Consider the following 25,719-nt stretch of genomic DNA (forward strand, 5'->3'; position numbering starts at 1 on the left):
ATGTGAATGTCCAAAAAGCCATAACAATTTTAAAAGATAAAGGGTTTAAATACACGACGAAACGTGAGGATTTATTGTCTTTATTCGCCAAAAACAATGGCTACTTAACGGCAAGGCAAGTCCTTGAAACATTAAAACCAGACTATCCTGGATTGAGTTTTGACACCATTTATCGAAACCTTTATTTGTTTGAGGAGCTCGACATCCTCGAAACGACTGAGCTGAACGGTGAAAAAATGTTTCGACTGTCGTGTGGCACAAACGAGCACCATCACCATTTTATTTGTTTGGACTGTGGCAAGACGGTAGCGTTGCATGCTTGCCCAATGCCATCAATCGAAGCAAAAGAGCATCTCGACAAATTTGAGATTACAGGTCATAAATTTGAGATTTACGGAAAATGCAATCATTGCATTGAACACCCCGTTTCCTCATAACGAAAAAGCAGCTTCCCAATTACGTAATGGGCGGCTGCTTTTTCTTGTTGCTATGAAACAATTTCAAAGGAGTCCGTCAGACGGATACTGTCCTTCACCGATTGTGCCATTGAACAATTTTTAAATGTAATGTCCAAGCTTTTGCGTATTTTCTCCTCATCAAGATCGACGCCTTTCATCCGAAAGTGCAAATGAATCGCTTCGACACGGTTGGCTTCTTCTTCGTTTCGTTGAACCTCTGCCGAGAGTTGAATGTCATCAACGACCATTCTACGTTTCTCTAGAACTTTACGCAGAACACCTCCACTGCATACAGCTATGGAAGAAACGAGAAGCTGATACGGGCGAAACCCTTGCGTTTCGTCACCGGAAATGTGGATATTGCCGTGTTCGAACGTCGTTGTAAAACCACTCTCCGTCATTTGAAAGTTCACGTGGCTATCTCCCCCTTCATTTATGCTCTTCTGTTTCGTTAGGCTCAATATGAATATGTGTCATTTCAACCCCATACGATTGATGCATCTGGTCCTCTATGTCATCGGTAATGCGGTGGCTTTCTTCTACTGAAATATCTTTATCCACTTCAATTGTCACATCAACGACCGCTTGATTGCCGTACATTCTTGCTTTAATATCCGTCGTTTTTTTAACACCTGACACGTTTGATATGATCGTATGATACTCCTCAAGCCGATCCGTTTGAAAGCCGTCTGTGAGCATATGGGTGGCTTCTGAGAAAATATCCCATGCCGTTTTTAAAATCACACAACCGACAATGACTGCAGCAGCAGGATCTAACCATGTGATATAAAGAGCAGCTCCTAAAATCCCTACAGCTGCACCTATGCTGACCAAAGCATCAGACAGATTGTCCTTTGCCACTGCCTTTAATGCCAGACTCTTCGTTTTTTTGGCCAACCGATGATTGTAGATGGAGACACCGCCCATGACAATGACCCCTGCAAGTGCGACATAAATGGCAGAAGGGTCTGGTGACGAAACATCCCCCCTCCATAACGCTAAAATTGCATTATACACGACCTGAAGACCAATCGTTACCATGATAAAGGAAGCCACCATTGACGCAATCGTTTCTGCACGAGAGTGACCGTACTTATGATCCGCATCAGGAGGTTTCCTAGAGATTTTCAAACCAACTAGCACAGCAATGGAGGCGACAATGTCAGATGCATTGTTTAAGCCATCTGCGAGCAACGCCTTTGAATCAAACATAATGCTAAATACGATCTTACCCACAGACAACACAATATAAGCAGCAATTGATATCCACACGCCTCTGTCTGCCATTCGCCTTAGATCCTCTTTCATCAAATGTCCCCTTTACACGACCACTTTTGCTTCTATATTTACTTTACAAGACCGCCCCCTAGTGGGTCTACAGCAACCTTTTTGCGGTGGCGCAGACTGCATGCCTCTTGTGAAGAAAGCTACCAGAGTGCATTTTTTTTGCCCTCTTCAAACTTCTCTTCCTTTGGCTATGTATCCATTGGAATTTTCTATCTAAGGAACTCCACGTAAATTCATGATATGATTGCGTTCGGAAATTGACCTTTTGAAAGGGGGATGGAAAAAATGCAATCCCTACGAGCTAGGTATTGGCTGCTTGTTAGCCTTGTCTTTGTGTCAGGCTTCACTCAAGGGATGCTGCTCCCTTTACTAGCGATTCTTTTAGAACAGCGCGGCGTCCCCTCATATATTAATGGAATGCATGCTACAGGGCTGTACATAGGGGTATTGATCGCTTCTCCTTTTTTGGAAAAACCACTACAGCGATTTGGGTATAAGCCACTGATTACTATCGGAACGCTAACAATGATTGTTTCTTTGCTTTTGTTTCCAGTATGGGATGGTCTTTGGTTCTGGTTTGTGCTTCGCCTCGTCATTGGTATTGGCGACAACATGCTGCATTTCGCTACACAGACTTGGATCACTTCGACTTCTGAAAAAGATAAACTCGGTCGTAGCATCGCTTTTTATGGACTGAGCTTTGGCTTCGGCTTCGCTGTTGGTCCTTTAATGACCCGCTTCATTGATTACAGCATGTTTCTCCCATTTTTCCTTGCTGCCGGCATCATTACGATCATATGGCTACTGTTTTTAGGTGTACGCAACGAACGTCCGGGTCAGGATGAAGCTTCGGGAAATGCGATGAGTTCCATCGCGCGTTTCGGATCAACGTTGCGATACGCTTGGATTGCACTTCTTCCCCCATTAGGCTATGGATTATTGGAAGCGACACTTCATTCAAGCTTCCCTGTCTTTGGGATGAGACAAGGAATGGCGATCGAAGACATTTCCTTTATTCTTCCAATGTTTGCTTTAGGCGGAATGGTGTCACAACTCCCCCTCGGTATGCTCAGTGATCGTTTTGGGAGAAGACCTATCTTATTGCTTGTGCATTTTGGAGGCTTTTTATCCTTTTTATCAGCAATCTTTTTTGGCGCAGATACGCTTGCTCTTGCTCTCTGCTTTTTTACGGCAGGTCTTTTTCTCGGTTCGACATTTTCCTTGGGTATTAGTTACATGACGGATTTGCTTCCTAAAAATCTTCTCCCAGCAGGAAATATTCTTTGTGGGGTAAGCTTCAGTCTAGGGAGTATCTCTGGGCCGTTTATGAGTGGACTGTTTATTGAAGCATTTGGTGGCCATAGCTTTTTTTACACAATATCTTTCCCGATGCTGATCATTTTTATATGCATTTTCTTAGGCAAACGTCGGCGACACTTGGCCGAGACGTAGAACGGACCAAAAAACTCCCCACTGATACACGAACGATTTGTTCACCGTGTATCAGCGAGGAGTTTTTATATTTTTTTTCGAATGGAATCTTATTTCGTATACAAACTCGGTCGTCGATCTTCGAACACTGTGATTTTGTTACGAATTTCATTCACTTGCTTCCGATCAATTGTGGCGATCAAAATGGCGGCATCCTCATCTGCTTCAGCGAGGATTTCTCCCCAAGGGGAAATGACCATTGAGTGGCCTCCAAATGTATTGGCCGGATCAGACCCGACACGATTGCAGGCGACGACGAAAGCCTGGTTCTCGATCGCACGGCTTTGCAAAAGGGCTCTCCAATGATCTGTACGCGGTGCTGGCCATTCGGCGACGACGAAAAATACTTCTGTTCCTTCAACGGCATGTTTTCGCATCCATTCAGGAAAACGAATATCATAACAAATCATTCCCGCACATGCGACCCCATCCATTGAGAAATGACCACTACTTTCTCCTGCAATGAGATACTTTTCTTCGTTCATCAATCGAAACAAGTGGGCCTTGCTATAGCTGCAAATTTCTTCGCCTGTTTTGTCGTACACGAGCATCGTATTTGCTACGCCTGCCTCCGAACGATTTGCAACAGAGCCTGCAACAAGGTGAATGCCATGCTTTACTGCTTGCTGTTTCACAAATGCGCGTACATCCTCTGCACCAAACTCAGTAATCTCATCGAGACGTTCAAGGTCGTATCCTGTTGTCCAAAGCTCAGGAAGCATGACAACATCAGGTGCACTTTCTTCAACCGCACGTGCAATAAGCGCTGCTGCGTTTTTCATATTCTCGCGTGGATCTCCAAACACAATATCCATTTGAATAATGGCAATCTTCATTTACGCACTCCCTTAGTGCTACAACATGTTTTTGTACATTATTCCATTGTGTACTTTTACGTGTCAACCCTACACCCTTTACAAAAAACCGTTCATTCCTTAAAATAAGGCACAATATCAACAAAATGAGGATGTGGTAGACGAATGAAACATTTTCCTAAAGCAGCTGCCCTTGACCGACTCCCTGATCAATTTTTTGCAGCTTTGTCAGGCAAAGTACGCCAAAAGCAACTGGCAGGTCACGATATTATTAATTTAGGTCAAGGCAATCCTGATCAGCCCACCCCTACCCATATTGTCAAAGCATTACAGGCGGCGGCAGGTAACCCTTTGTATCATAAATACCCACCCTTTTCAGGCTATGATTTTCTAAAAGACGCGGCGGCAACCTTCTACGAGAGAGAATATGGCGTTGCGCTCGACGCGAAAAGCGAGGTTGCTGTTCTGTTCGGTGGCAAAACGGGACTGGTTGAGTTAAGTCAGTGCTTGCTGAATGAAGGTGATGTGGCTCTCGTGCCAGATCCGGGTTATCCAGATTATTGGTCTGGCATTGCCTTAGCCGGCGCAAAGATGCATGAGATGCCTTTACTTGAGGAAAACCAGTTCCTTCCTGACTACAACAGTATTCCTCATGAAACTGCGGAGAAAGCAAAAATGATGTTTTTAAACTATCCGAACAATCCAACAGCAGCCACAGCGGATGAGGCATTTTTCGAGAAGACCGTGCGCTTTGCTGATGCTCATGATATTTGCGTAATTCATGATTTCGCATACGGTGCTATCGGCAGCCATGGAGAAAAACCGCGTAGCTTTATGCAAACGCCTGGTGCGAAAGACGTTGGCATAGAAATCTATACGCTTTCAAAAACATATAACATGGCAGGCTGGCGTGTGGCTTTTGCGGTTGGCCATCCTGACATTATTCGCTACATTGAGCTTTTACAGGACCATTATTATGTGAGCTTGTTTGGCGGCATTCAAGAAGCGGCTGCGACGGCTCTTCTTGGTCCTCAAGATTGTGTGCAGCAACTTGTCGCCACTTATGATGAGCGACGTACGGCACTCATCAGATCGTTCCAAAAGGCAGGCTGGCCTCTTCCCGAACCAAAGGGATCATTTTTTGCTTGGGTTCCTATTCCTAAAGAATATACGTCCAGCGTTGCTTTCGCGAATGACTTATTGGATAACGCCAATATCGCTGTTGCCCCTGGCGTCGGCTTCGGTAAGCATGGAGAAGGCTATGTTCGCATCGGCTTGTTAACTGATCCTTCCGTTATTGAAGAAGCCGTGCGGCGCATGACCAAAGTCGACGTTTTCAAATAGTCAAATGCCCTCACGAAAAGCATTTCTTTGCATATCAATACTTTGACAACCTTGCATAGAATTCTTATAATAAACGTATCTAGTTTTTTATAATAATTACAAACTAAAAATCACAATAAATGCAGGAGGTTTTTGCAAATGAAATTGCGCGAAGAATTGCCAGAACTTGATGGAGCGACAACATGGTTGAATGGAGACCTTACAAAATCCGACCTTGTAGGAGATAAGCCTACACTCATTCACTTCTGGTCGGTAAGCTGTGGCCTATGTAAAGAAGCCATGCCAAACGTGAACCAATTCAGAGACGATTACAAAGATAAGTTGAATGTGGTTGCTGTTCACATGCCACGCTCTGAAAAAGACCTTGACCTTGATCAAATTAAGGCTGTCGCGGATGAGCATGAAATTACTCAGCCTATATTTGTAGATAATGCGCATAAGTTAACAGATGCCTTTGACAACCAATACGTTCCTGCCTATTACGTGTTTGATGCAGATGGGAAGCTTCGTCACTTCCAGGCAGGTGGCGGTGGCATGAAAATGCTCACGAAACGTGTCAACCGAGTGCTAGGCGAAACGGAATAAGAAACAAAAAAAGTGGAATGTACATCTTCGGATGCGCACTCCACTTTTTTATATTCATCCTTTAGATGGTTCTTTGGCTATCGAACGGTTGTGATTCGTTCATGGCGGCGCCTCCGAATCAAGGCATTTATTTCTCCGCCAACTAAAATCACAAGGCCTGACAAATACAGCCAAACCATTAAGACGATGATGCCACCGAGACTCCCGTACGTCCCCTGGTAGTTGTTCACGTTATTCACATAAAAAGAGAAAGCAAGAGATGACAATTGCCAGCCAATTGCTGAAAATGCAGCTCCAGGCAGAACGTCTTTGTAGGACAAGCGTAGGTTTGGCGCGGTCCACAGCAAAAATGAAAAAACGATAAAAATAATGACCGAGCTGACAACCCAACGCAACAAAGACCAAATGTCTAGAAAAGTAGCGGATAAATTCAAATAGGAAAAAATAAAAACGCCAATTTCTTTCCCGAAAACGGGGAGCAATAAAGCAATAATGAGGACGAGAAACATACTGACGGTCAATAAAATGCTAAGCCCTCTTGCATGAACAAAGGAACGGTTTTCTTCCACTTCGTATGCCCGATTCAGCGCTTTCATTAGTCCATTTAAACCAACAGAGGCACTCCAGAGTGCCCCCACGATTCCAAAGGACAGCAAGCTCGTGCTGTTCGCTGCCATAATCTCCTCTAGGTTTTTCTCCACAACAGAGAGCGTATCTCCTGGGGCATAGCTTTGAATGGCTTCAAACACATCCGTATAGGAAATAGGCATGTAGGCAAGCAAAGCGACAGCAAAAATAAGAAATGGAAATAGCGACAGCAAAAAAAAGTAGGCTAATGACGCGGCTAACGCTGTGATTTCATCTTTCCCGATTTTGGCAAACAGTTCTTTTGCAAAAGCCATGGGTCACCTCAGTTTCTATAATGATGTATCGAGTGTAGGGCGCTCATTTTGTTCAGCATTTTGTTTCAAGCTATCCAACCGATGTGCGACCCCTTCCAAATCCTCCGCAATCCGCCCAGCCTGTAATTCGACTGTTCTTAGTTGAGTGGACGTTTGCTTTAGGAATCTCGCGGGCTGCTTTAGCGCAGAGAATGCTGTTGTGCTTGAGGAACGCACACAATGAAACGCGCTTTCTCTCGTTGAGCGTTTTAACAAAGCCGCTCCCAATCCAGCGATCGCTCCAATTGCGATCCATTTGCCTAGTCGTTTGTTTTCTGTTGCACTCATTGTATATTCCTCCTCGAAAATAGTCGTATTCATTAGATTGCCACGCTTTTTCATTTTCAATGCTTAAATGCTTACATCATTTTTATGTAATACGTTCTGTTTCTAGGTCCATCAAACTCACAAAAATAAATCCCTTGCCATGTGCCAAGCAGCAGTTTCCCATCCTCCACAATGACATGCTGTGATGCCCCTACCGTGCTAGCCTTTAAATGGGACGCGGTGTTTCCTTCTGCATGCTTATACTTTGGGTGATGCCAAGGGTATACTTCATCCCATGCCAACAGCATATCATGAACCACATCAGGGTCTGCATTTTCGTTAATCGTAATCCCTGCCGTGGTATGTGGACAATAAACAATGACCACGCCACTCGTCATATCCTGTAAAGATACTTCCCTTTGCACCGCCCCAGTGATCTCTTTAAATTGATCGCGCTGAGAGGTTTGAATGGTTTTTTTGATGAGCATTTCCTTCCCCCTTTATTTAGAATCTTTATTCCCTTTCTCTTTAAACCTCAATCGTTCCTGCAAAAAAAACGACATGGATCATTTTCTGTCCATGCCGTTCCCTATTTCATTCGCCTGTATGCAATAAAGCCAAAAATTAAAGTAATGATTAAAAAAATGGGCTCACTATAAACATATCGCCATACCATGTATGGCCCACCGAATTGAAACGGGTTTGCCATCTGCGACATCCATTTGATAAGGAAGTCACATAGAGCCAAAATAGCTAATACGATAATAAAGGGTCCCACCAAAGGATGACCGGAACGACGCTCTTTTTCTTCAGGTACGCCTTCCTTTGCGATTCGAGAAAGGTCCAACATTGCGAGCACCCAAACGATAAATGCCGCCGCTCCCATCACTGGGGAAGAATAAGGCAACAAGAGCAATGCATATAGACCGAGCCATTCGATTCCTTTTTTCTTAGCCCCAGCGACGAAATGACCTAGCCCTGGTAAAAACACTAGCGACATTAAGGAAGCTGTCGAGTGAGCTACGGGCTCAGCAAAAAGTAGCCCATCACTTATTGGTTCTTCTGACTTTCGACGATCCATTTCAGCCGCATCTATCATGGCGTAAAAAAAGAGACTAATGGCAAATAATATCGGCAGAAGAGCTAATTCTATATAGTTGGACAGAAAAAGATGACAGAAAAAGAAAAACGAGAGGATAAACAGCAAAAGAACGGACGCCGCCCTCATTGGCATGCCAATTCTGAGATGGGTAAATCCAGGGAGCATATATTTCCCATTTTGTTTTACATATTTGCGAATGGAATATTCGGAGTAGTATTCTTGCGCGTCGATATCACTGTTTTTTGATCGCACACTAATGACGATCAGATCGATAAAATGGATGACCCAAACGATGGCGAGAAGAATGAAAATGAAAGCTATTAATCCTCCATCGACAATGTAGCTGTTAATCGAATAAAAGAAGGTGATCGCCGCGACAAGTCCGATGGAGAAAAACAAAAAGAAGAAGACGAATGCGCGAATCCGCCTTCCCAAAATCAAATGCCCAAGTCCCGGTGCGATAATAGCGATAAGAAATGCGGTTAACCTTGTTCCCATTTACGTGCCCATTTCCTTCGGGAAGGTTGCCAGCCATGAAAGGTCGGCCTCATCTGTCTCTTTTTCATTATGCAATCCCTGCACTTCATCCATATACATCGTCAGACAGTCGTCACAGCTATATAAATGGAGCTCTACTTCTTGCTCCTCTGTTTCAGACAGCCGTTTGTGCAAGTAGCTGTTTAATCGTTTTTTTGTCACATGAGGGCTCATTCAAAATCCTCCTTATCCCAATGCTTCCGCAACCATTGCCGAGCACGATATAATTTAATTTCTACCGATTTAGGTTTCACTTGTAACGAGGCAGCCATTTCTTCATACGTCTTCCCTTCTAGGTAGTATCCAACCATGACCCCTCGATATCGTTCAGGAATGTCTTGCACACGCTCACGAATCCTGTGCTGAAGTTCTGTTTGAATCAATCCAAAATCTACGGCCTCTTGAGGATCATCAGGCTCGTTACATGCTTTTTCCCACTTTAAATACTCACGTTGCTTTTTGCGCTTCATATCAATGGCGTGGTTGACAGCAATTCGTGTCATCCATGTTTTTAACCCTCTTCCTTCAAAAGAAGGTAACGATCTATATATTTTAATTAAGGCTTCCTGCGTCGCATCCTTTGCTTCTTCCGGATCTCGCAGAACACCTAAAACAGCTCTGTAAAGCGACGGTCCATACGATTCCACAATGGTTTGAAAAGCTTCCTCGTCACCATTCGCAGCAGCCTGAATATCTTCTTGAACGATCATCTAGTCGTGACCCCCTTACTACGAGAATAGACGCTTTAGCCAATAAAAACTTTACACCTCTATATAAAAATTGTTACATAAAATAAAAAAACTGTCCATTGTCTAGGACAGTCAGTATAACGGAATATAATCTATGGTTGGTAGACCTCTTTCTTTTATTGGCCAGGCTTAGCTCTGGGAACAATGGATGGAAGAGGGTGGTCCCACAGACTTGGTGAGGACGTAGATACGGCCAAAGCCCCTGCTTTAATCGCAGCCTGCATTTGGCTTTGGTTGTCAATTAACCCTCCGGCAATTAACGCGACCTGTGGAACCTGCTTATGAATGCGTTCCAGCCATTCCGGCAAAATCGCAGGCATGACTTGAACAAAATCAGGCTCAAATTCTTGTATGCTAGCAATGCTCTTATCGACACTTTCTTGATCCATCAAAACCATTCTCTGTACAGTTAGCAGTCGGTAATGGGCGGCAATGCGAATGACCTTTCCTTTTGAGGAAATGATGCCTGTTGGACGAATATGATTGGCAAGGTACTCAATGCCTTGACGGTCCGACACTAAACCTCCGAGACGATCAACATGCAAAAAGACTGGGACTCCATGAGAATGAAAAAGATCAACATATCGCTTTACCGTGCTAAGGGAACCCGTCATCATAAACACGCTAGCGATATGTGCTTGAACGGCACGCTCAATCCATTTAATTTCTTTTAAAGAAGCAATTTTTCGTAGCGTCGTTAATCGTTCCGTGACATCCTGCTTTGTTTTCATTTCTCTTTCCAAAGGTATTCGCTCCTCTTTACAGACAAAAAAGTCAGATGATTTTGTTTGAGACATCTCTTTATCAAATCAACAATGATTTTTCCATCATCTCATCCAATAAATCTCTATTGTTTGAGCGTACCAACCTTCTGTAAAGGGTTTGTAAACCTGTTGTGAATTTCCTGTAAAATTGTACATAAAAATACCTTATCCTTGTCGGATAAGGCTTTTCAGGCTGATGACAAACGCTCGCTTTTTTTGTCGCTTTGCCTTGTTTGGTGCTCATGGCCCTTTTGGCAACTCCGCGCCGAACAAGACTTCGCGCCTCGAAAGTCAAACGTTTTCATTCAGCCTGAATTGAATATGGATGGTGAAAAACGCTCGCTTTTTTTGTTGCTTTGCCTTGTTTGGTGCTCATTGCCCTTTTGGCAACGACTTAGAAGTCCAATTCGAGCGGTGTTTCTTTCCCTGCATTCATGTACCGGATGCTGTTAGGTTTACAGCGAATGACGACATAATTCGGGTCGTCTGGTCCAGATAAGTAATGACCTAGTTTTTCATTCCAAAGTGATTTTTTTGTTTCTTGATCCTCTTCAATTTCTGCTACGGCTTCAATTTCGACGAAGGAATCGTTGTACCCATCGCCTTCGTACCCAAGAAGAATATGGACATTAGGGTTTTGTTCAATATGATCCACCTTATGTGTCGATTTGCTTGTTGGCGTATACAATGTGAACGCCTTATTAAAAAATGTCATGTAGCGCGTGTATGGTTTGCCGTCATTAATCGTTGCCAACGTTCCTACTTGATGGGCATCGAGAATCGTCATTATATGTTTCTTTAGTTCTTGCTGGTTCACACAAAACGCCTCCTAAGTAATGTCTTACAAAGAGTATTCCCTAAAACGTGACGAGTAAAAACACGGAACACATTTAGCGTAACGTCGTGTGATATACTACAAACAGTAACATGTCTTGAAAGGAGAAACGCCATGGAGTTTAGTCTAAGAGAAGAAATCGCCAATGCTGTGACGCACGGCATTGGCGCGTTATTATGTATACCGGCTCTCGTGCTTTTGATTGTGTTTGCCGTTGACCAAGGCACCACATTGCACGTCGTCAGCTTCACAATCTTTGGGGTCTCCATGCTTTTGCTTTATACGTTTTCCACATTGACCCACAGTTTACGTGGAACGGCTAAAAAAGTCTTTGAAATTCTTGATCATTCAGCCATTTATTTGCTCATTGCGGGAACGTATACACCAATTGCTTTGATAACCATTGGTGGCACTTCGGGTTGGACGTTGTTTGGCATCGTCTGGGGGATCGCCCTTGTCGGCATTACCTATAAAGCCTTTTTCGTAGATCGTTTCATTTTCGTTTCAACGATTTGTTATGTGGCGATGGGATGGATGGTTATGTTTTTCCTTCAGCCCGTATACAACGGCTTAACGACAGGTGGATTTTTGTTACTTCTGCTCGGTGGTTTGTTTTACACGATCGGTACCGTCTTTTTTCTCTGGAAGCGTATCCCCTATCATCACGCGATTTGGCATGTGTTTGTGCTCGCTGGGAGTGCATCAATCTACTTTGCTATTTTGTTTTATGTATAAATTCGAATCAAAAAAGCGTGGGGGTGTATTCAGCCCTCACGCCTTCAGGCTGATGAAAAACGCTCGCTTTCTTCGTTGCTTTGCCTTCTCCGGTGCTCATTGCCCTTGTGGCGACTCTGCGCCTACCAAATCTTCGTGCTTAGATAAGACAAGCGTTTTCATTTTGCTTTTTTTAACAAGTCACATCGTCTCGCAAAATCGGAAAGGTCATGCAACGTGGACCTCCCCTTCCCCTTGAAAGCTCTGAATCTGGAATTTCTACCACATCCAACCCTGCCTCTCGCAGCAATCGATTCGTCGTCGCATTCCGTTCATAGGTCATCACCTTGCCGGGTGCCAGCGCGAATGTATTCGCCCCGTCGCTCCACTGCTCTCTTGCTGCTGTGATGTGATCGCCACCTCCACAAGGGATGAAAGCAATGTTTGATACGCCCAACAATTTACATAATGTGCCTTTCAAATCCGTTTCACGCTTAATTGTGATTTCGCCGTTGCCTTCAGGGGACATCACAAACACGTTGATGTCTCCGCGTGGCCCTAGAATAAGGGGATGTATTGTAAACATATCATGATCTACCATTGTAAAAACGGTGTCCAAGTGCATAAACGCACGGGATTTCGGCAATTCAATCGCTATGACTTTTTTCACTGTCGGATGCTCATTGAAAAGCGCTGAAGCAAGATGTTCAATACCTTGTGGAGACGTTCGAGCAGATACACCAATGGCTAACACTTCAGCACTAAGCACAAGAATATCGCCCCCTTCAATACTATGGCCATGATCGCGATTCATCCAAAGTCGCTCGACCTTACTTGAAAATGAAGGGTGCTTTTGAAACACCGTCTCCATTAAAAACGGCTCACAAGAACGTGCGCGCTGATCCATCGCATTAATTGACACTGTGTTTCCAATCACTGATTGTGAATCACGTGTGAAATACAGATTGGTCATTGGGTCTACATAAAACGGATAGGTCGTCCCGAGCATATCAGCGAGATGCGTTTTTTTAATCGTGCGAATGTCCTTCTTTAAAATGCCAGAGGTGACCGCTTTAAACACCCCTTCTGGTGTCTGTTGCGTTAAGTAGGAGAGCACCTCTTGAAAAATGTCATGCTCAAAGGCATAATAACGCCGCAAAAATTCCTTGCAGAACGCAGTGCGCTGGTTTTGATCTCGCAGAACTTCAATCATGAGATCTCTAAGGTAGAGTACTTCTGCACCTGCTTTACGAAGCTCATCTGCAAACACATCATGCTCCTTTTGTATGGCAGGTAAGTAAGGAATATCATCAAACAATAAACGCTCCATATAGTCCGGCATGAGGTTTTCAAGCTCTCCATCTGGCCGGTGAATAATGACCCTTTTTAGCGCTCCAATTTCTGATGTAACATGTATCGCCTCTGTCACTATATTCATCCTCTCTGCCATGCCCGTAATGGATCGGCTGTACAGTTATTCGTTTCCATTTATAGTATTCCCCATAATGATAATTGGGGAAACAACGCTGAACTCATTAAGGAGCATTCCGTTGATGTGATGGGCCTGATTTCTTGGATCTACTCCGTCACACTTGTTCCACCGACTTGGCGAATTTCACCACATAAAAAAGCTGCTCCTTTTGAACATCTCCAAAAGAAGCAGCTTTTTCGGTTAAATCATTGAGACGAGCGTAAGAATTACCGAGGATAATCCTAGGCAAATGCCGATCAAGTAAAGAAATGTGACGGCTTGTCGTTGAGAAAGTCCCGTCGCAAGCAGACGATGATGGGCGTGTGATTTGTCAGCAATATGAATCGATTTGCCAGACAATAATCTGCGAAACACAACGTAAAAGCTGTCGAAAATTGGCAGTCCTAACGCAAGCACAGGTATCGCCACAGATACAGCTGTCATTGCTTTAAGTGTACCAAGCACAGAAACAACGCCTAGCACTAAACCTAAAAACATTGACCCTGTGTCACCCATAAGAATTTTGGCGGGATGAAAATTGTGCTTTAAATAGCCAAGCGTAATACCAACAACACTTGCTGCCAACACCGCAGAAAGCATTTCCCCTGTAACGAGAGCAACACACATTAATGTGCCTGCAGAAATGGCGGAAATCCCCCCAGCAAGACCATCCATGCCGTCAATCCAATTAATTGCATTCATTAATCCGACAAACCAAAGGACAGTAAGAATCTCGCCAACAAGAGGTGGGAAGCTTAGATAACCAGCTTCAGAAAACGGAATGCTGACCCCTTGCATCACAATTCCACACTTTACGACAACAATGGCTGCCGCAATTTGAAGGAGAAGCTTAGGCAATGCAGGAAAGTCTTTTTTTCGTGTTTTTGCATAATCGTCGATAAATCCAGCAATCAGAAGCAACGCCAGCGCAATCATTATGCCTATGTACTGCGTTCCTTCAATCCAGTTCATTAACCGGAGCCCACTTAACATTGCCATAAAAACGGCAATCATCGCGAAGCCTCCAAGCAACGGGATTGGTTCTTTATGTATTTTACGTTCATTTGGTTGGTCGACAAAACCTGTTTTCATTGCGAGTTTCCCGAAGTAAGGAATAATCAGATAGCTTGCCACAAGTGCAATCGCGAGAACAATAAGAATCTGTTCCATAGTCTTCCTCCAATGCTTTGAAAATAAAATAGGCACCGTTCATAGAATATCATAGTTTACTCCACGTTTGTACAGATTCAACTGACAAATTTTGCACAAATGTGCGATCCGCAATTAAAAAAGTCGTTCAAACCCTTTCACTATACGCCTGAACCAATACCTTAATACAGATGAAACCATGCGATAAGATGTCGGGTGGTCATGCGCCCAAACATCTCGGCCACTACAGACGAAAGAGCTAAGCTGTCTCGGCCAGCACGCATTGCGCCACCAAGCTCGCTTAGCTCTCCCTCGTAGGAAGCCCGCCAATAGCTGTTATTGCGTTGTGCAACGCCAATGTACCCAATTCATATTATACAGACGTGATGGCATCCTTAATTGGCGTATCTCCGTCAAGCATTTCAAATATAAGATTCGCCGTTAATGGGGTGTCGAGTGATTCAACAAGCGCCTTAGCCACATCCTGTCTTGATACAGCGCCGCTTCGGTCAACTAAACGTTTGTCAGCACGTATCGTTCCTTTCGCTGGATCAAATGAAAGGGCTCCTGGTCGTACAATCGTATAATCCAAGCCACTATCTACGAGGGCTTCGTCGGCGTCATGCTTTGCCTCTGCATAATGACGCATTGCCTCTGGCGCTTTTTCAGGTTTGTCGGCACCAATCGAGCTCAGCATGACGAACTTTCGTACTTGCTTTGCCTTCGAGGCTTCAATCAGACGAATGGCTCCATCTCGATCCACTGACGCCGTTTTGTCCGGTCCTGTTTGTGATCCTGAACCTGCCGCAAAAATCACCGCATCCATGCTCGTCACCGCTGAGGACAGATCCTCTTCTAGGTCTGCGATCACAGCGACGGCGCCGAGATCATTTATAGCATCAATTTGCTCCTCATTTCTAATCATTCCAAAGGGCTCATGCCCATTTTCTTTTAAGTATTTCAACACATGCTTCCCCGTATGTCCGTGACCACCTGCAACTAATACTCTCATTCAAATCGTCTCCTTTCAGTTATAAAATCTAGAAGGTTATATGAAACGTTCCCTGTTTGCAGACTCATAAACCTTACGTTTAGATGACAACATAAAAAAAACATCCGCACCCTTTAAGAAGGGGCAACGGATGTTTGACTGAAACGCTCCAAAAAGGATTGCAGTCGCTCGCTTTCCGGATTTTCAAATAGCTTGCTCGGTGGTCCCTGCTCGACAAGGTTTCCTTCTGCGAGAAAAACGACACGATCAGAAATTTCCCAAGCGAAGTCCATTTCATGCGTAATGAGAATCATCGTCATATCGCCTTGCGCTGCTAAATCTTTAATGACGCCTAATACTTCACCAACAAGCTCTGGGTCGAGAGCGGACGTCACTTCATCAAACAGCATGACTTTTGGCTGCATCACAAGCGCGCGCGCAATCGCCACACGTTGCTTTTGACCACCAGAAAGCTGCACTGGATAGTTGTCAACCTTGTCCGCCAAGCCTACCTTTTCAAGCATTTCAATTGCACGTTGTTTAGCTTCCTTTTTAGAAAGTCCTAGCACATGCATTGGCGCCTCAATACAATTTTGCATAATCGTCATATGCGGAAACAGATTAAAGTGCTGAAACACCATACCAATATTTCCGCGCACTTGGCGAAGATGCTTTTCATTGGCTTCGACGATTTTTCCGTTTTTCTCCATATGCCATAGATAATCACCGTCAACGATGATTTTCCCGCTTGTCGGCTTTTCAAGTGTCATCAGCATACGAATAATCGTCGTCTTTCCCGATCCACTCGGTCCGATGATGGAGACTTTTTCTCCTGGATTAATCTCTAGGTCGATTCCTTTTAAGACCTCTAATTCGCCAAAAGATTTATGCACATCCTGAAATTTAACAATGGGCTCTGTCATGCTGTAGCACCCTTTCTTTCTACTTTTTTCGCTTTACGTGCATAACGATTTTTCATCCGTTTTTCCAAGTACTGGACGAGCAATGAAGATGGATAGCTCAGGAGGAGGAAAAGGAGACCTGCGATCGTATAAATTTCAACGTATTTGAATGTTGAAGATGTAATTGTATTCGCTGCTTTTAGCATTTCTGAATACTGAATGGCGATCAGCAAAGGCGTTTCTTTAAACATTACAATCAGATAGTTTCCTAATTGTGGGATGACTGGCGGAATCGCTTGAGGCAAAACAATTTTAGTCCACGTATGCACGTGGCTAAAGTTTAATGCTCTGCTTGCTTCCCATTGCCCCTTATCAACACCTTCAATACCACTGCGATAAATTTCAGATAGGTACGTACTGTAATGTAAGCCTAAAGTAAAAGTGCCTGCGACAAAAGGACTTAAGGCCACTCCGATAACAGGAATTTGCGGCCATGCATAATAGACAAACAACAACTGTACTAATGGGGGTGTCATTCGAATAAACTCCGAAATGCCATAAAACACCATGGCCAATGGTTTGAATGGTATTCGACGCAAAAGCGTTAATATTAATCCAAAAATAAGGGCCACTATAAAGGCGGCTATTGTAATCCATAACGTCGAAAGCATACCATCTAATAAAGCAGGCATCGATTCAAAAACTAAATTCCAATCCCAACTCATGCGTCAGCCACTCCTCTCGATGCTCTGCGCTCAAGATATTTCGTGATAAGCACCAATGGAAGTGCGATCGTAAAGTAGACGAGTAAAAGACATGTAAAGATGGTTAAGTAATCATCAAAGCTTTGGTTAGCAAGGTTCCTTGCCATCCTCGTTGCCTCCGTCAATGTGATGAAGCTTAACAAAGACGTTCCCTTTAACAACTCAATGACGTTGTTCCCAAACCCAGGCAGCATGCGGCGAAACGCCTGTGGCAAAATAATTCGAAACATGCGCAGTCTCCGCGACATATTCAAAGCGATGCCGGCTTCAGTTTGTCCTTTTGAAACTGCTTCAATTGAGCTTCGAACAACTTCTGATGAATAAGCACCATAATTGAGACTTAACGCAATAACACCAGCGAGGAATGGGTCAAATCTAATCCCGAAAATTAACGGAACAGCAAACATAATCCAAAAAAGCTGAATTAAAAGCGAGGTGCCTCTAAAAAACTCTACATAAATTAGCGTCAATACGCGCACAAACTTGTACTTGGATACTCTTGATAGTCCTGCGATAAAGGCAATAATAAACATGAATACAATAGATACAAGCAAGACCTGTATCGTTACTAGCGAAGCTTCATAAAGACGAGGTAAAATTTCACTAATACTCACTTTTGTACAGTCCTCCTTGTGATTACAGTGCCTTCCCCGCGTCTGTACTGCGATTGCAGACACTCAGTACAGACGCGGACAGAGGAGCAATCTTCTCCTCCCCGCACATTCTTCTCATTTTTTATGCTCCACAAAGCTCCTCAGTTGTTACATCACCAGGAAGATTTTCTTCACTTAAGCCGTACTTCTCATAAATTTCGACGAGCTCACCAGATTCTTTCATTTCCGCAAGCTTTTCATTGTATGCCTCTAATAGCGCTTCATCGCCTTTAGCGAACACGGTCGATCCGTAACCAAAGATTTCTTCTCCATTAATAATGGGCTGTTCAAAGTCTTCAACAACTTCAATCTGACTACTTTCGCTACCTTTAAGGGCTGTGAGCAACGTTGCTTCGGTCATTGTAATTGCGTCTGTACGACCCGATTGAAGTGCTGCAACGTTGTCAGCGATCGTGTTGACTGTTTTGATATTTGTCGGCTCAATGCCCATTTCTTCAGCCATGTCCATTAAGTACCCATACTCCACTCCACCAGTCATCACAGTTACGGTGATGTCTTGGTTTTCAAGAATATCGGTATAACTATGCAAATCGTGCGGGTTTCCTGGAGCTACTGCAAGACCTTCACCCATACGATACTCCGGCTCGGCAAACATCGCGTTTTCACAACGGTCAGGTGTGATGTACATCCCCGCCGTTACGGCATCAAATTGACTTGAATTTAAGCCATTAATTAAAGAGCCAAAATCAACAATATCTCCCTCAATACCTGCCGCACCTAATTCTTTAAAAATGGTGCTGGAAATATCAACAGACATGCCAGTCGGTTGACCGTTTTCGCTGTACCCATAAGGTCGTTCGTTTGCATACCCAACAGTAAGGGTTTCCCCGTTTTCAATCTTTTGCATTGTGCCACTATCACTTACTTGCGTACACCCTACCATTGCGGCTAAACCTAATGCCGCCACCCCTGCGGTAAATAATTTCTTCATCATAAATTGACCTCCTGAAAGAAAATTTTTTATATTTCGAATCAGTTCCCCGCGACCATGTGTCTATTTTTGTACGGTTGCTTGGAACCGAGCCAAAATGCAAATATGTATTCATAGTATCAAAAAGCAAGCAAGCAACTCAAAACGCCTGAGCCTAGCTATGGGGGAATACTTCCAGCTTATCCTTCCAACCAAGCGATTAACCAACTCTATCTTTGTTTCACGCCCTAATGGTCGCCTATGCATCCAAATGCCTAGTTGACAGACAGCAAGATAGCTGCCAATTAAGCAAGCAAACATAAGGACGTAATTCCTTTTATGCTGACTCATTAAACCTCTTTATGTGTGATTTTTTGTTTTTTAGGGAAAAAGTAAAGAAACGAATTCATGTGAAGAGAAAGCAGGGGAAACCATGAGTCAAATCCTGTCCGTCGCTTTAGTTGTCAATCCAAATGCGGGAAAGCAAAAGATTATTGAAGAGCTTGACCATATTGAGGAGACGCTTCTGAAACATTTTCAAAAGGTCGAGACGTTTCAAACAAAAGGACCTGAAGAAGTGGATGATCTGATTGATTCCATTCATCAAACTTATGATCTCATTATTGGAGCTGGCGGCGATGGAACGATTTATCAGCTTGCCAATGCCCTCTCGCGCCTTAATCATCGCCCAGTCTTTGCTGTTCTCCCAGGAGGCACAGCGAATGACTTTTCGCGTGCGTTAGGAATGTCTCAGGATCCGTTAGAAGCGTTAGATCAAATTATACAATGCCACATTGAACCGATCGATATTGGCTATGATGGAGACCAATATTTTCTTAACTTTTGGGGGATCGGTCTAATTACGACGGTCTCGCAACAAGTAAATAATAAAGATTCTCTCGGAAGACTTTCCTATTATTTGAGCACACTGCAAAATATGAAGGAAGCTAAACCTTTTCATGTGAAAATTGAATCTGATGAGTTCCACTTTGATGGGGAGGCAGTGATGGTGCTCGTTGGGAATAGCCCTTTTACCGGCGGCGTGCGTGCCTTCTTTCCGAGCAATAATTTGCAAGACGGGACGTTTGATGTCCTAATTATTAAACAATCAACGATGCCATCTTTTATTGAAATGTTCCGTTCGCGTTTACAGCAAGCCCCTCCTGAACACGAGGATCTTGTCTATGGGCAAGCGAAAAAGATTCGAGTTGTGACAGAGCCCAACCTTGAAATTGATTGTGATGGAGAAAGGCGCTTTACCACTCCATCCACCATCGTTAATTTGCCACAACATCTCCAGCTCGTTGTTGGAGACTTTAAATCTCAGACGTAGAAAACCGCAAAACCTCACAGGGGACGTTCCTTGTGAGGTTTTGTGCTGTACGATTTATTTATAGAATTGTTTCCCAAGTACACTTTTTGAAGTAAATGCTCCTAATGCCAAAGTTACTGTTGCGATGCACTTGCGCCAAAGAGGTGGATTAAAAGGGGTTTTCATTATGAGGCTCCTTTCGTGTCGTCTCTGCTGTTCTTTACTATTGTTCCCACTGCTCAATTAAAAGTAACGTATGTTACCCATTTGACAATGTTTTGTCGCACATTTGTAACGCAAGCAATGTGCTACAATAGATAGAGAGAATGGTTGCGCTGGAGGGATCGCATTGACGCTGTATCAATATCACTTATCGGAATTTCCAAACGGCAATACTCTTTTTCCGTTCCATATTGACCTCCATACCATTTCTACCACATTTCACACTCATCGCCATGATTTTTTAGAGTGTGCCTATGTCGTATCCGGGCATGGAGTGGAGGAGGTCAACGGTCACTCCTTTACACTCGAGCCTGGGACTGTCACCTTCATTAGACCGTTTGATACCCATTCAATTTACTGCGATACACCAAGTGATCCTTTAATGATCTATAACATTAACTTCAGGTCTGAATTATTTACTTCTTGGGAGCTTGCCTCCTCTTCACTTTATCCTCTGTTCTATGAACGAGAACGTTGGCCCCAAAGTCATGTCCAGTTGACGATGGATCAAAAGAAAATAGCAACAATGCTTTCAGAAGAAATGCTCCGATTGTATGAAAATCACGAGACGCACCGCCATGTACTCTTGCAGGCAAAGCTAGGAGAACTACTCCTACTTTTTTTTGAAGCTGCAAAAGAAACGCCTCCCCCGCCAACCAAGCACGAACGTTCGGCTGATATTTGGGAGGTGATGGACTATCTTCATGCCCATTTCAGATTGCCACTACAGCAAAAAGCGCTCGCTGGGAAATTTCACATGAGCGCTTCGCAGTTAAGTGAGAAAATGAACGCCATTTCGGGAAAATCATTTACAGACAACCTTCATGAGCTGCGCATTCGGTATGCGTGCAGTCTGCTCTTTTCAACGAGGATGCCTATTGGCGATATTGCCGAAGCCTGTGGATTCAATTCCTTTAAAACCTTTTCTAGAGTGTTTAAAGATCAGATGGGCGAGACGCCTTCTGCCTTTAGGAACCAAGCCCATCATGCGTCCCCTACGCCTTAGGACTAAACTGTTGAAAAACCGTTTTTTCTGGAACATCATAGATCGTACTCCCGGCCACATCATTGACAATCTGTGCATTACGATAGGTGGCTAAACCTAAGTTGGTTGCTCCTGCACCGTGGCTATGCACAAGGTTTGTGAGCGCGTAGATGTGACGATCCCGTGGTGTTTTAAACTGCAAGCGATAGTTTTTGTCGACCGCATATTCCCCGGCCTTCTCATCTTCCCAGGTGAGCTTTTCGCTATAATTTGCCTTAATCCAGTCAGGAAGCCTTGGCTGATCACCCGTTGCAAAAATAATAACGTCTGCGTTCATCGAAAATTCCTTGTCCTCCTGCCATTGCTTAAACGTTACTTTCTTATTTTGACGAGCAACAAACGACGCCATCGCTTGTATCGTCGTTTTGAGTCGATGGTCAATGGATTGCTCATATAGCTCGTCGTAAATTGCACGCAACGTTTCTGGATCAATTCCTTTTCGAAGCTGTGAAAGCGTTGGGAGCGCATCACGCCTAGCACTTGCGGAGAGCTCATGAAAATAGTGAACGTAGTCCAGTGAAAATAATTCTTGCCCTAGCTTTGCTGATTCGAGTTGAAAAAAACCTGGCGAGCGCGTCACCCATGACAGTTCACGAGATGAATCGGTTCGTTGGTCTGTAAGCAGGTCCAAATAAATTTCAGCTGCACTTTGACCAGAACCTATGACGAGTACAGAAGATGCTCTTCGGCAAAGCTCTCGATTGTGCATATAGGTCATTGAATGAAATACGCCTTCCTCAGGATCGACTTCTACTCCAGCAGGCAAACTGGGCTCATTGCCTGTCGCTACGGCAATATGCTTTGCGGAGTAGCTGTCGACAACCTGTGTCTCGAGGTTTTTCACATGTACATTGTATCCACCGGACTCCAGGTCATCCTCCACAGCAACAACCTCATGCCCTAGTCTGACAGAGGCGAGGGATTGTCCGACCCATTCTAGATAACGACTGTATTCTTCTCTAGGCACTTCTAACCGTTGGTAAAAGAAAAATTTCTGTAGACGGTTGTGGACTTTCAAATAATTTAAATAGGTATATGGAGAGGTTGGATCAATAAGCGTAGCTAAATCAGCCAAAAAGGGGACTTGCAGGTTGGCATTTTCAATGAGCATGCCTGGATGCCAGGCGAAGCTGTTGCGGCGTTCAAAAAACAAAGCACTGATTTCATTTTGTTCAAGCATTGCAGCTAAACCTAAACCATATGGACCTGCCCCAATGCCTATCATTTCGTAGTCAAACGACTTTTCCATTCGTCTTTCCTCTTTTCCTCAATTCATCTCTTTATCCCCATACTTTTCCCTCTCATCCATTACGCAAACAAAAAAGTAGGACATAAAAAAACGCCTTAACCCATTGTTTGGATTAAAGCGTTGCTATTGATAGGAAAACCAGTGCAAATGAATCACATCCCTTCTTTGTTGTCTTAACCGATCGCGCGTGATGGATAGTAAATACCTTTGTACTTCACTTGAACCGTTTGATTGCCATATTGACGGAGTCGTTCCTTGACTTTTCTTGAAGCATCCATCATACCTTCTGCATCAATTTTTTCTTCCCATTGAGATTTGTCTGTTATAAAGGTAAATAGAAACTGTTTCATTTTATCCCTCCTTGTTATTATCGTAATTAAAACGTTATCATTAGTCTACTATAAAACTGTTATAGTATGATGAACGAACTGTTACGATTTTGTTAATTCTTCATTATGCCCTGAAATATTAGTAGTAAACCTTGTGCTTAAAAAATGTTTATCAAGCACTGTTGCCATTTAGCATATGCTTTAAGGACATTCTCCAACGGTATTATATGATTTGATTATCTCTGTGTTACAGAACTGCTCAAACACAAAAAAAGAACGGGAGACATCTCCTCGCTCTTCTATACGTTGTTACATCTTTTTTTGTTTCAACATCCAGGAAAAGAATTCGGGATTTTCGTACGTCACTGTCCAAGAATCATGATCTGCTTCGGGATAAATGGTTAGCTTAGCGTGGCCTCCTGCTTTATTGATAGCCGACACCATCGTTTTTGTATGCTCTACAGGAACAACTGTATCCTTCTCACCATGAAACGCCCACACCGCAGTATCTTTTAACGCATCGGCTAATGTCGGTATGCCGACGCCACAGATTGGTGCGACTGCCGCGAATCGATCGGGTGCTTTCAAACTTAGGAACCAACTCCCATACCCACCCATGCTTAGTCCTGTCAGGTAAATTCTCTGTTGATCGACAGCGTACCTCTCACAAACGTCGTCGAGTAAAGACAGAAGTGATTCGAGCAAGAATGGCCAGTACGAATCCTCTGGACATTGAGGTGCCACCATGATAAACGGGGACTCCCTCCAGCCCTCCATCGCTTTTGGCAGACCTTGTGTACGTACTTTCTCAAGATCACTGCCTCTCTCCCCACGCCCATGCAGAAACAAAACGAGGGGGTAAGAAGAGCTGCTTGTTTTATTATGACCCGGTGGTAAAGCCAACAAATAGGGCAGTTTCTCCACCTTTATTTGCTTTTGATCCAACACTTTCTCTAACAAAACGATTGTGCCCACCTCCGCTTTCTTAGGACAAGGTTGCGTAGATTTTTTCGTAGGCGTTTTTAGCTTTTTCCGCTAAAACCTCAGGCTTTTCAGTAGGTGGCTCCTTTGTCAAAATTTCTTGAGCAACCGCTCCTTCATACCCGATATCCTTTAACGTTTGCAGAAACGTCGTTAGGTCAATCACCCCTTCTCCAGGTGAAAGGCGGTCGTTGTCCAACACCTCTTCAACCGGTACATTACGTGCATCGTTAATATGTACATGAACGATACGGTCGACCCCAGCGCGTTTAATGTCTTCGCTTGTCGCGCCTGTCGTATACCAGTGGAAGCCATCAAGAAGCAAGCCAACGTTCGGCTCGTCAATTGCGTCCACCATATCCAACATTTGCTCCATCGTCCAAATGAAAGGATGCTTCCACATCGTTCTCAAGTGATGTGGTCCGACGAATTCAAGCCCTAACTGAATGCCCTCATTTTTTAATACTTGGGCACACAACCTTAACCTTGATATGGCCTTTGCCATAAATTGAGACGCATTCATGTCCGTTGCGGGCAGGACATAGGTACAGAAATTCCTGACACCAAGTCGTTTTGCAAGCTGAGCCTGTCTGACCAAATCGGCGAGACCTTCCGAAAATTTTTCATCCGTTTGACGCCATTCGACAGCAAGCCCAAAAGTTGAGATCGTAACCCCAGCCTCGCGAAGCCAAGTATCAATGGTTTCAACGCCTTGTTCATCTGCAATTTTCAAGAGAGCGCTTCCACTAGTTTCAACGGCCTCGAAGCCATTCTTGCCTGCTAGTTCGATCAAATGCTGTGGGCCATTTATGGCTCCAAGCCCTGCGGCGGATAGTGCTTTTTTCATGTAAATTCTCCTTTTCAGACTGATGAAAAACGCTCGCTTTCTTCGTTGCTTTGCCTTGTCCGGTGCTCATTGCCCTGATGGCAACTCCGCGCCTGCCAAGCCTTCGCGCCTCGAAAGACAAACGTTTTCATTCAGCCTGATATGATTTGATGAAAAACGCTCGCTTTCTTCGTTGCTTTGCCTTGTCCGGTGCTCATTGCCCTGATGGCAACTCCGCGCCTGCCAAGCCTTCGCGCCTCGAAAGACAAACGTTTTCATTCAGCCTGATTTTTTTGTGAAACGCTCGCTTTCTTCATTTGAAAAATCCCACCAATTTTGTTTGGTTAACGGTTGAAAATGAAGCCACAAGAACTTTCTCATTTCAAACGTCATTTACAATAAACCAGAAGCGGCTACTAGTGAGACTCCAGTAGCAATGAAAACACGACGAGGTCTTTTCGAGTTGAAGATGCGCTAAGGTGCACGGGAATGACGACCGCTCCGTCAACATACTTCGCTTTCTGTGGGGCACGGCTTCAGCTTCCTCGGAAAGCAGGCTTTCCGAGGGGATCTTCAGCTCGCGCTGATCCCACTAGAGTCTACGTATGTTGGCTACGCTGATGTTTGTTTCTGCGGACATTGTTTATTGTGGCTCGGTCTCGTATAGAGGGTAAAAAGCCGTGTTGCAACCAAATAAGGCAAGTAAGTGCAATGTTTCAAGGTAGATCGCCTGGTGCCTTTTACACGAATGTCCTTTGGTAACTGTTGAAAATGAACCCAAAAAAGATCTTTCTCATTTCATTCGTTCTGTATAATAAACCAAAAACGGCTACTAGTGAGACTCCTGCGGCAAAGAAAACACGATGAGGTCCTTTCGAATCGATGTTGCACTTGTGCCCGTAGGGTGAAAAGAAAACACGATGAGGTCCTTTCGAATCGATGTTGCACTTGTGCCCGTAGGGTGAAAAGAAAACACGATGAGGTCCTTTCGAATCGATGTTGCAC

General features: G+C 44.0%; 29 protein-coding genes. 7 read left to right on the forward strand and 22 right to left on the reverse strand.

Going from position 1 to position 25,719, the window contains the following annotated elements:
• Nucleotides 1-2 precede the first annotated feature (2 nt).
• A complete protein-coding gene (locus EV213_RS16620) occupies nt 3-437 on the forward strand; it encodes a Fur family transcriptional regulator (protein WP_133581688.1) in 435 nt (144 codons plus the stop codon).
• Between the two features lie 50 nt (nt 438-487).
• Here EV213_RS16620 and EV213_RS16625 read toward each other — a convergent pair whose 3' ends face one another.
• Together EV213_RS16625 and EV213_RS16630 are read right to left on the reverse strand one after the other, a co-directional pair.
• On the reverse strand, nt 488-871 hold the full coding sequence (locus EV213_RS16625; protein WP_133581689.1) for an OsmC family protein: 384 nt from the start codon (nt 869-871) through the stop codon (nt 488-490).
• A 16-nt stretch (nt 872-887) separates the two neighbouring features.
• The gene (locus EV213_RS16630) at nt 888-1,766 is read right to left on the reverse strand and encodes a cation diffusion facilitator family transporter (protein WP_133581690.1); all 879 of its coding nucleotides are present in this window, start codon (nt 1,764-1,766) and stop codon (nt 888-890) included.
• A 264-nt stretch (nt 1,767-2,030) separates the two neighbouring features.
• Here EV213_RS16630 and EV213_RS16635 point away from each other — a divergent pair, with 264 nt between their 5' ends.
• On the forward strand, nt 2,031-3,197 hold the full coding sequence (locus EV213_RS16635; RefSeq protein WP_133581691.1) for an MFS transporter: 1,167 nt from the start codon (nt 2,031-2,033) through the stop codon (nt 3,195-3,197).
• Between the two features lie 89 nt (nt 3,198-3,286).
• Here EV213_RS16635 and EV213_RS16640 read toward each other — a convergent pair whose 3' ends face one another.
• Nucleotides 3,287-4,072 carry a carbon-nitrogen family hydrolase gene (locus EV213_RS16640; protein ID WP_133581692.1) on the reverse strand — a complete coding sequence of 262 codons (786 nt, stop codon included), beginning with the start codon at nt 4,070-4,072 and terminating at the stop codon, nt 3,287-3,289.
• Nucleotides 4,073-4,216: 144 nt separating this feature from the next.
• Here EV213_RS16640 and EV213_RS16645 point away from each other — a divergent pair, with 144 nt between their 5' ends.
• Together EV213_RS16645 and EV213_RS16650 are read left to right on the forward strand one after the other, a co-directional pair.
• Nucleotides 4,217-5,395, forward strand: a complete 1,179-nt coding sequence (locus EV213_RS16645) for a pyridoxal phosphate-dependent aminotransferase (RefSeq protein ID WP_133581693.1) — start codon at nt 4,217-4,219, stop codon at nt 5,393-5,395.
• A 138-nt stretch (nt 5,396-5,533) separates the two neighbouring features.
• Nucleotides 5,534-5,980 (forward strand): TlpA family protein disulfide reductase, encoded by a 447-nt coding sequence (locus tag EV213_RS16650; RefSeq protein WP_133581694.1) that lies wholly within the window; start codon nt 5,534-5,536, stop codon nt 5,978-5,980.
• Between the two features lie 77 nt (nt 5,981-6,057).
• On the opposite strand, the gene EV213_RS16655 is transcribed toward EV213_RS16650, so the two are convergent.
• From EV213_RS16655 to EV213_RS16690, 8 genes are all read right to left on the reverse strand, one after another.
• Nucleotides 6,058-6,882, reverse strand: a complete 825-nt coding sequence (locus tag EV213_RS16655; protein WP_133581695.1) for a YihY/virulence factor BrkB family protein — start codon at nt 6,880-6,882, stop codon at nt 6,058-6,060.
• A 15-nt stretch (nt 6,883-6,897) separates the two neighbouring features.
• The gene (locus EV213_RS16660; protein ID WP_133581696.1) at nt 6,898-7,209 is read right to left on the reverse strand and encodes a hypothetical protein; all 312 of its coding nucleotides are present in this window, start codon (nt 7,207-7,209) and stop codon (nt 6,898-6,900) included.
• A gap of 71 nt (nt 7,210-7,280) precedes the next feature.
• Nucleotides 7,281-7,676, reverse strand: a complete 396-nt coding sequence (locus EV213_RS16665; RefSeq protein ID WP_133581697.1) for a secondary thiamine-phosphate synthase enzyme YjbQ — start codon at nt 7,674-7,676, stop codon at nt 7,281-7,283.
• A gap of 101 nt (nt 7,677-7,777) precedes the next feature.
• Nucleotides 7,778-8,788 carry a hypothetical protein gene (locus tag EV213_RS16670; RefSeq protein ID WP_133581698.1) on the reverse strand — a complete coding sequence of 337 codons (1,011 nt, stop codon included), beginning with the start codon at nt 8,786-8,788 and terminating at the stop codon, nt 7,778-7,780.
• The gene (locus EV213_RS16675; protein WP_133581699.1) at nt 8,789-9,001 is read right to left on the reverse strand and encodes a zf-HC2 domain-containing protein; all 213 of its coding nucleotides are present in this window, start codon (nt 8,999-9,001) and stop codon (nt 8,789-8,791) included. It abuts the gene before it with no gap.
• Nucleotides 8,998-9,537: an RNA polymerase sigma factor gene (locus EV213_RS16680; protein WP_133581700.1), complete on the reverse strand. Its 540-nt coding sequence runs from the start codon at nt 9,535-9,537 to the stop codon at nt 8,998-9,000. Before EV213_RS16680 ends, EV213_RS16675 begins: the two co-directional genes overlap by 4 nt.
• A gap of 155 nt (nt 9,538-9,692) precedes the next feature.
• Nucleotides 9,693-10,319 carry a glycerol-3-phosphate responsive antiterminator gene (locus tag EV213_RS16685; RefSeq protein WP_166639369.1) on the reverse strand — a complete coding sequence of 209 codons (627 nt, stop codon included), beginning with the start codon at nt 10,317-10,319 and terminating at the stop codon, nt 9,693-9,695.
• A 415-nt stretch (nt 10,320-10,734) separates the two neighbouring features.
• A complete protein-coding gene (locus EV213_RS16690) occupies nt 10,735-11,157 on the reverse strand; it encodes a pyridoxamine 5'-phosphate oxidase family protein (protein ID WP_133581702.1) in 423 nt (140 codons plus the stop codon).
• A 132-nt stretch (nt 11,158-11,289) separates the two neighbouring features.
• Here EV213_RS16690 and trhA point away from each other — a divergent pair, with 132 nt between their 5' ends.
• Entirely contained in the window at nt 11,290-11,910 is a 621-nt protein-coding gene (gene trhA, locus EV213_RS16695; protein WP_133581703.1) for a PAQR family membrane homeostasis protein TrhA, read from the forward strand.
• 172 nt (nt 11,911-12,082) lie between these two features.
• Here trhA and EV213_RS16700 read toward each other — a convergent pair whose 3' ends face one another.
• The 7 genes from EV213_RS16700 to ehuB form a co-directional block, all read right to left on the reverse strand.
• Nucleotides 12,083-13,318, reverse strand: a complete 1,236-nt coding sequence (locus EV213_RS16700; protein ID WP_133581704.1) for an arginine deiminase — start codon at nt 13,316-13,318, stop codon at nt 12,083-12,085.
• Between the two features lie 243 nt (nt 13,319-13,561).
• Entirely contained in the window at nt 13,562-14,530 is a 969-nt protein-coding gene (locus EV213_RS16705) for an MraY family glycosyltransferase (protein WP_133581705.1), read from the reverse strand.
• A gap of 352 nt (nt 14,531-14,882) precedes the next feature.
• Nucleotides 14,883-15,521 (reverse strand): SDR family oxidoreductase, encoded by a 639-nt coding sequence (locus EV213_RS16710; RefSeq protein ID WP_133581706.1) that lies wholly within the window; start codon nt 15,519-15,521, stop codon nt 14,883-14,885.
• Between the two features lie 113 nt (nt 15,522-15,634).
• Nucleotides 15,635-16,423 (reverse strand): ectoine/hydroxyectoine ABC transporter ATP-binding protein EhuA, encoded by a 789-nt coding sequence (gene ehuA / locus EV213_RS16715; RefSeq protein WP_133581707.1) that lies wholly within the window; start codon nt 16,421-16,423, stop codon nt 15,635-15,637.
• On the reverse strand, nt 16,420-17,127 hold the full coding sequence (gene ehuD / locus EV213_RS16720; RefSeq protein ID WP_133581708.1) for an ectoine/hydroxyectoine ABC transporter permease subunit EhuD: 708 nt from the start codon (nt 17,125-17,127) through the stop codon (nt 16,420-16,422). Before ehuD ends, ehuA begins: the two co-directional genes overlap by 4 nt.
• Entirely contained in the window at nt 17,124-17,780 is a 657-nt protein-coding gene (ehuC, locus tag EV213_RS16725) for an ectoine/hydroxyectoine ABC transporter permease subunit EhuC (protein ID WP_133581709.1), read from the reverse strand. The genes ehuD and ehuC overlap by 4 nt, the downstream gene beginning before the upstream one ends.
• Nucleotides 17,781-17,901: 121 nt before the next feature.
• Nucleotides 17,902-18,774: an ectoine/hydroxyectoine ABC transporter substrate-binding protein EhuB gene (gene ehuB / locus EV213_RS16730; RefSeq protein ID WP_133581710.1), complete on the reverse strand. Its 873-nt coding sequence runs from the start codon at nt 18,772-18,774 to the stop codon at nt 17,902-17,904.
• A gap of 409 nt (nt 18,775-19,183) precedes the next feature.
• Between ehuB and EV213_RS16735 the strand changes: the two genes are divergently transcribed.
• Complete coding sequence (locus tag EV213_RS16735; protein WP_133581711.1) at nt 19,184-20,083, forward strand: diacylglycerol/lipid kinase family protein; 900 nt, start codon at nt 19,184-19,186, stop codon at nt 20,081-20,083.
• A gap of 328 nt (nt 20,084-20,411) precedes the next feature.
• Entirely contained in the window at nt 20,412-21,290 is an 879-nt protein-coding gene (locus tag EV213_RS16740) for an AraC family transcriptional regulator (protein ID WP_133581712.1), read from the forward strand.
• Here the strand turns inward: EV213_RS16740 and EV213_RS16745 are convergent.
• From EV213_RS16745 to EV213_RS16755, 4 genes are all read right to left on the reverse strand, one after another.
• Complete coding sequence (locus EV213_RS16745; RefSeq protein WP_133581713.1) at nt 21,280-22,578, reverse strand: lysine N(6)-hydroxylase/L-ornithine N(5)-oxygenase family protein; 1,299 nt, start codon at nt 22,576-22,578, stop codon at nt 21,280-21,282. The genes EV213_RS16740 and EV213_RS16745 overlap by 11 nt on opposite strands.
• A gap of 173 nt (nt 22,579-22,751) precedes the next feature.
• Nucleotides 22,752-22,928 (reverse strand): hypothetical protein, encoded by a 177-nt coding sequence (locus tag EV213_RS20840; protein WP_166639370.1) that lies wholly within the window; start codon nt 22,926-22,928, stop codon nt 22,752-22,754.
• Between the two features lie 288 nt (nt 22,929-23,216).
• The gene (locus tag EV213_RS16750) at nt 23,217-23,867 is read right to left on the reverse strand and encodes a carboxylesterase family protein (protein ID WP_243740225.1); all 651 of its coding nucleotides are present in this window, start codon (nt 23,865-23,867) and stop codon (nt 23,217-23,219) included.
• Nucleotides 23,868-23,892: 25 nt separating this feature from the next.
• Nucleotides 23,893-24,735, reverse strand: coding sequence for a sugar phosphate isomerase/epimerase family protein (locus EV213_RS16755; protein ID WP_133581714.1), 843 nt, complete (start codon nt 24,733-24,735; stop codon nt 23,893-23,895).
• Nucleotides 24,736-25,719 lie beyond the last annotated feature (984 nt).

Source organism: Aureibacillus halotolerans, from assembly GCF_004363045.1.
Lineage (GTDB): Bacteria > Bacillota > Bacilli > Bacillales > DSM-28697 > Aureibacillus > Aureibacillus halotolerans.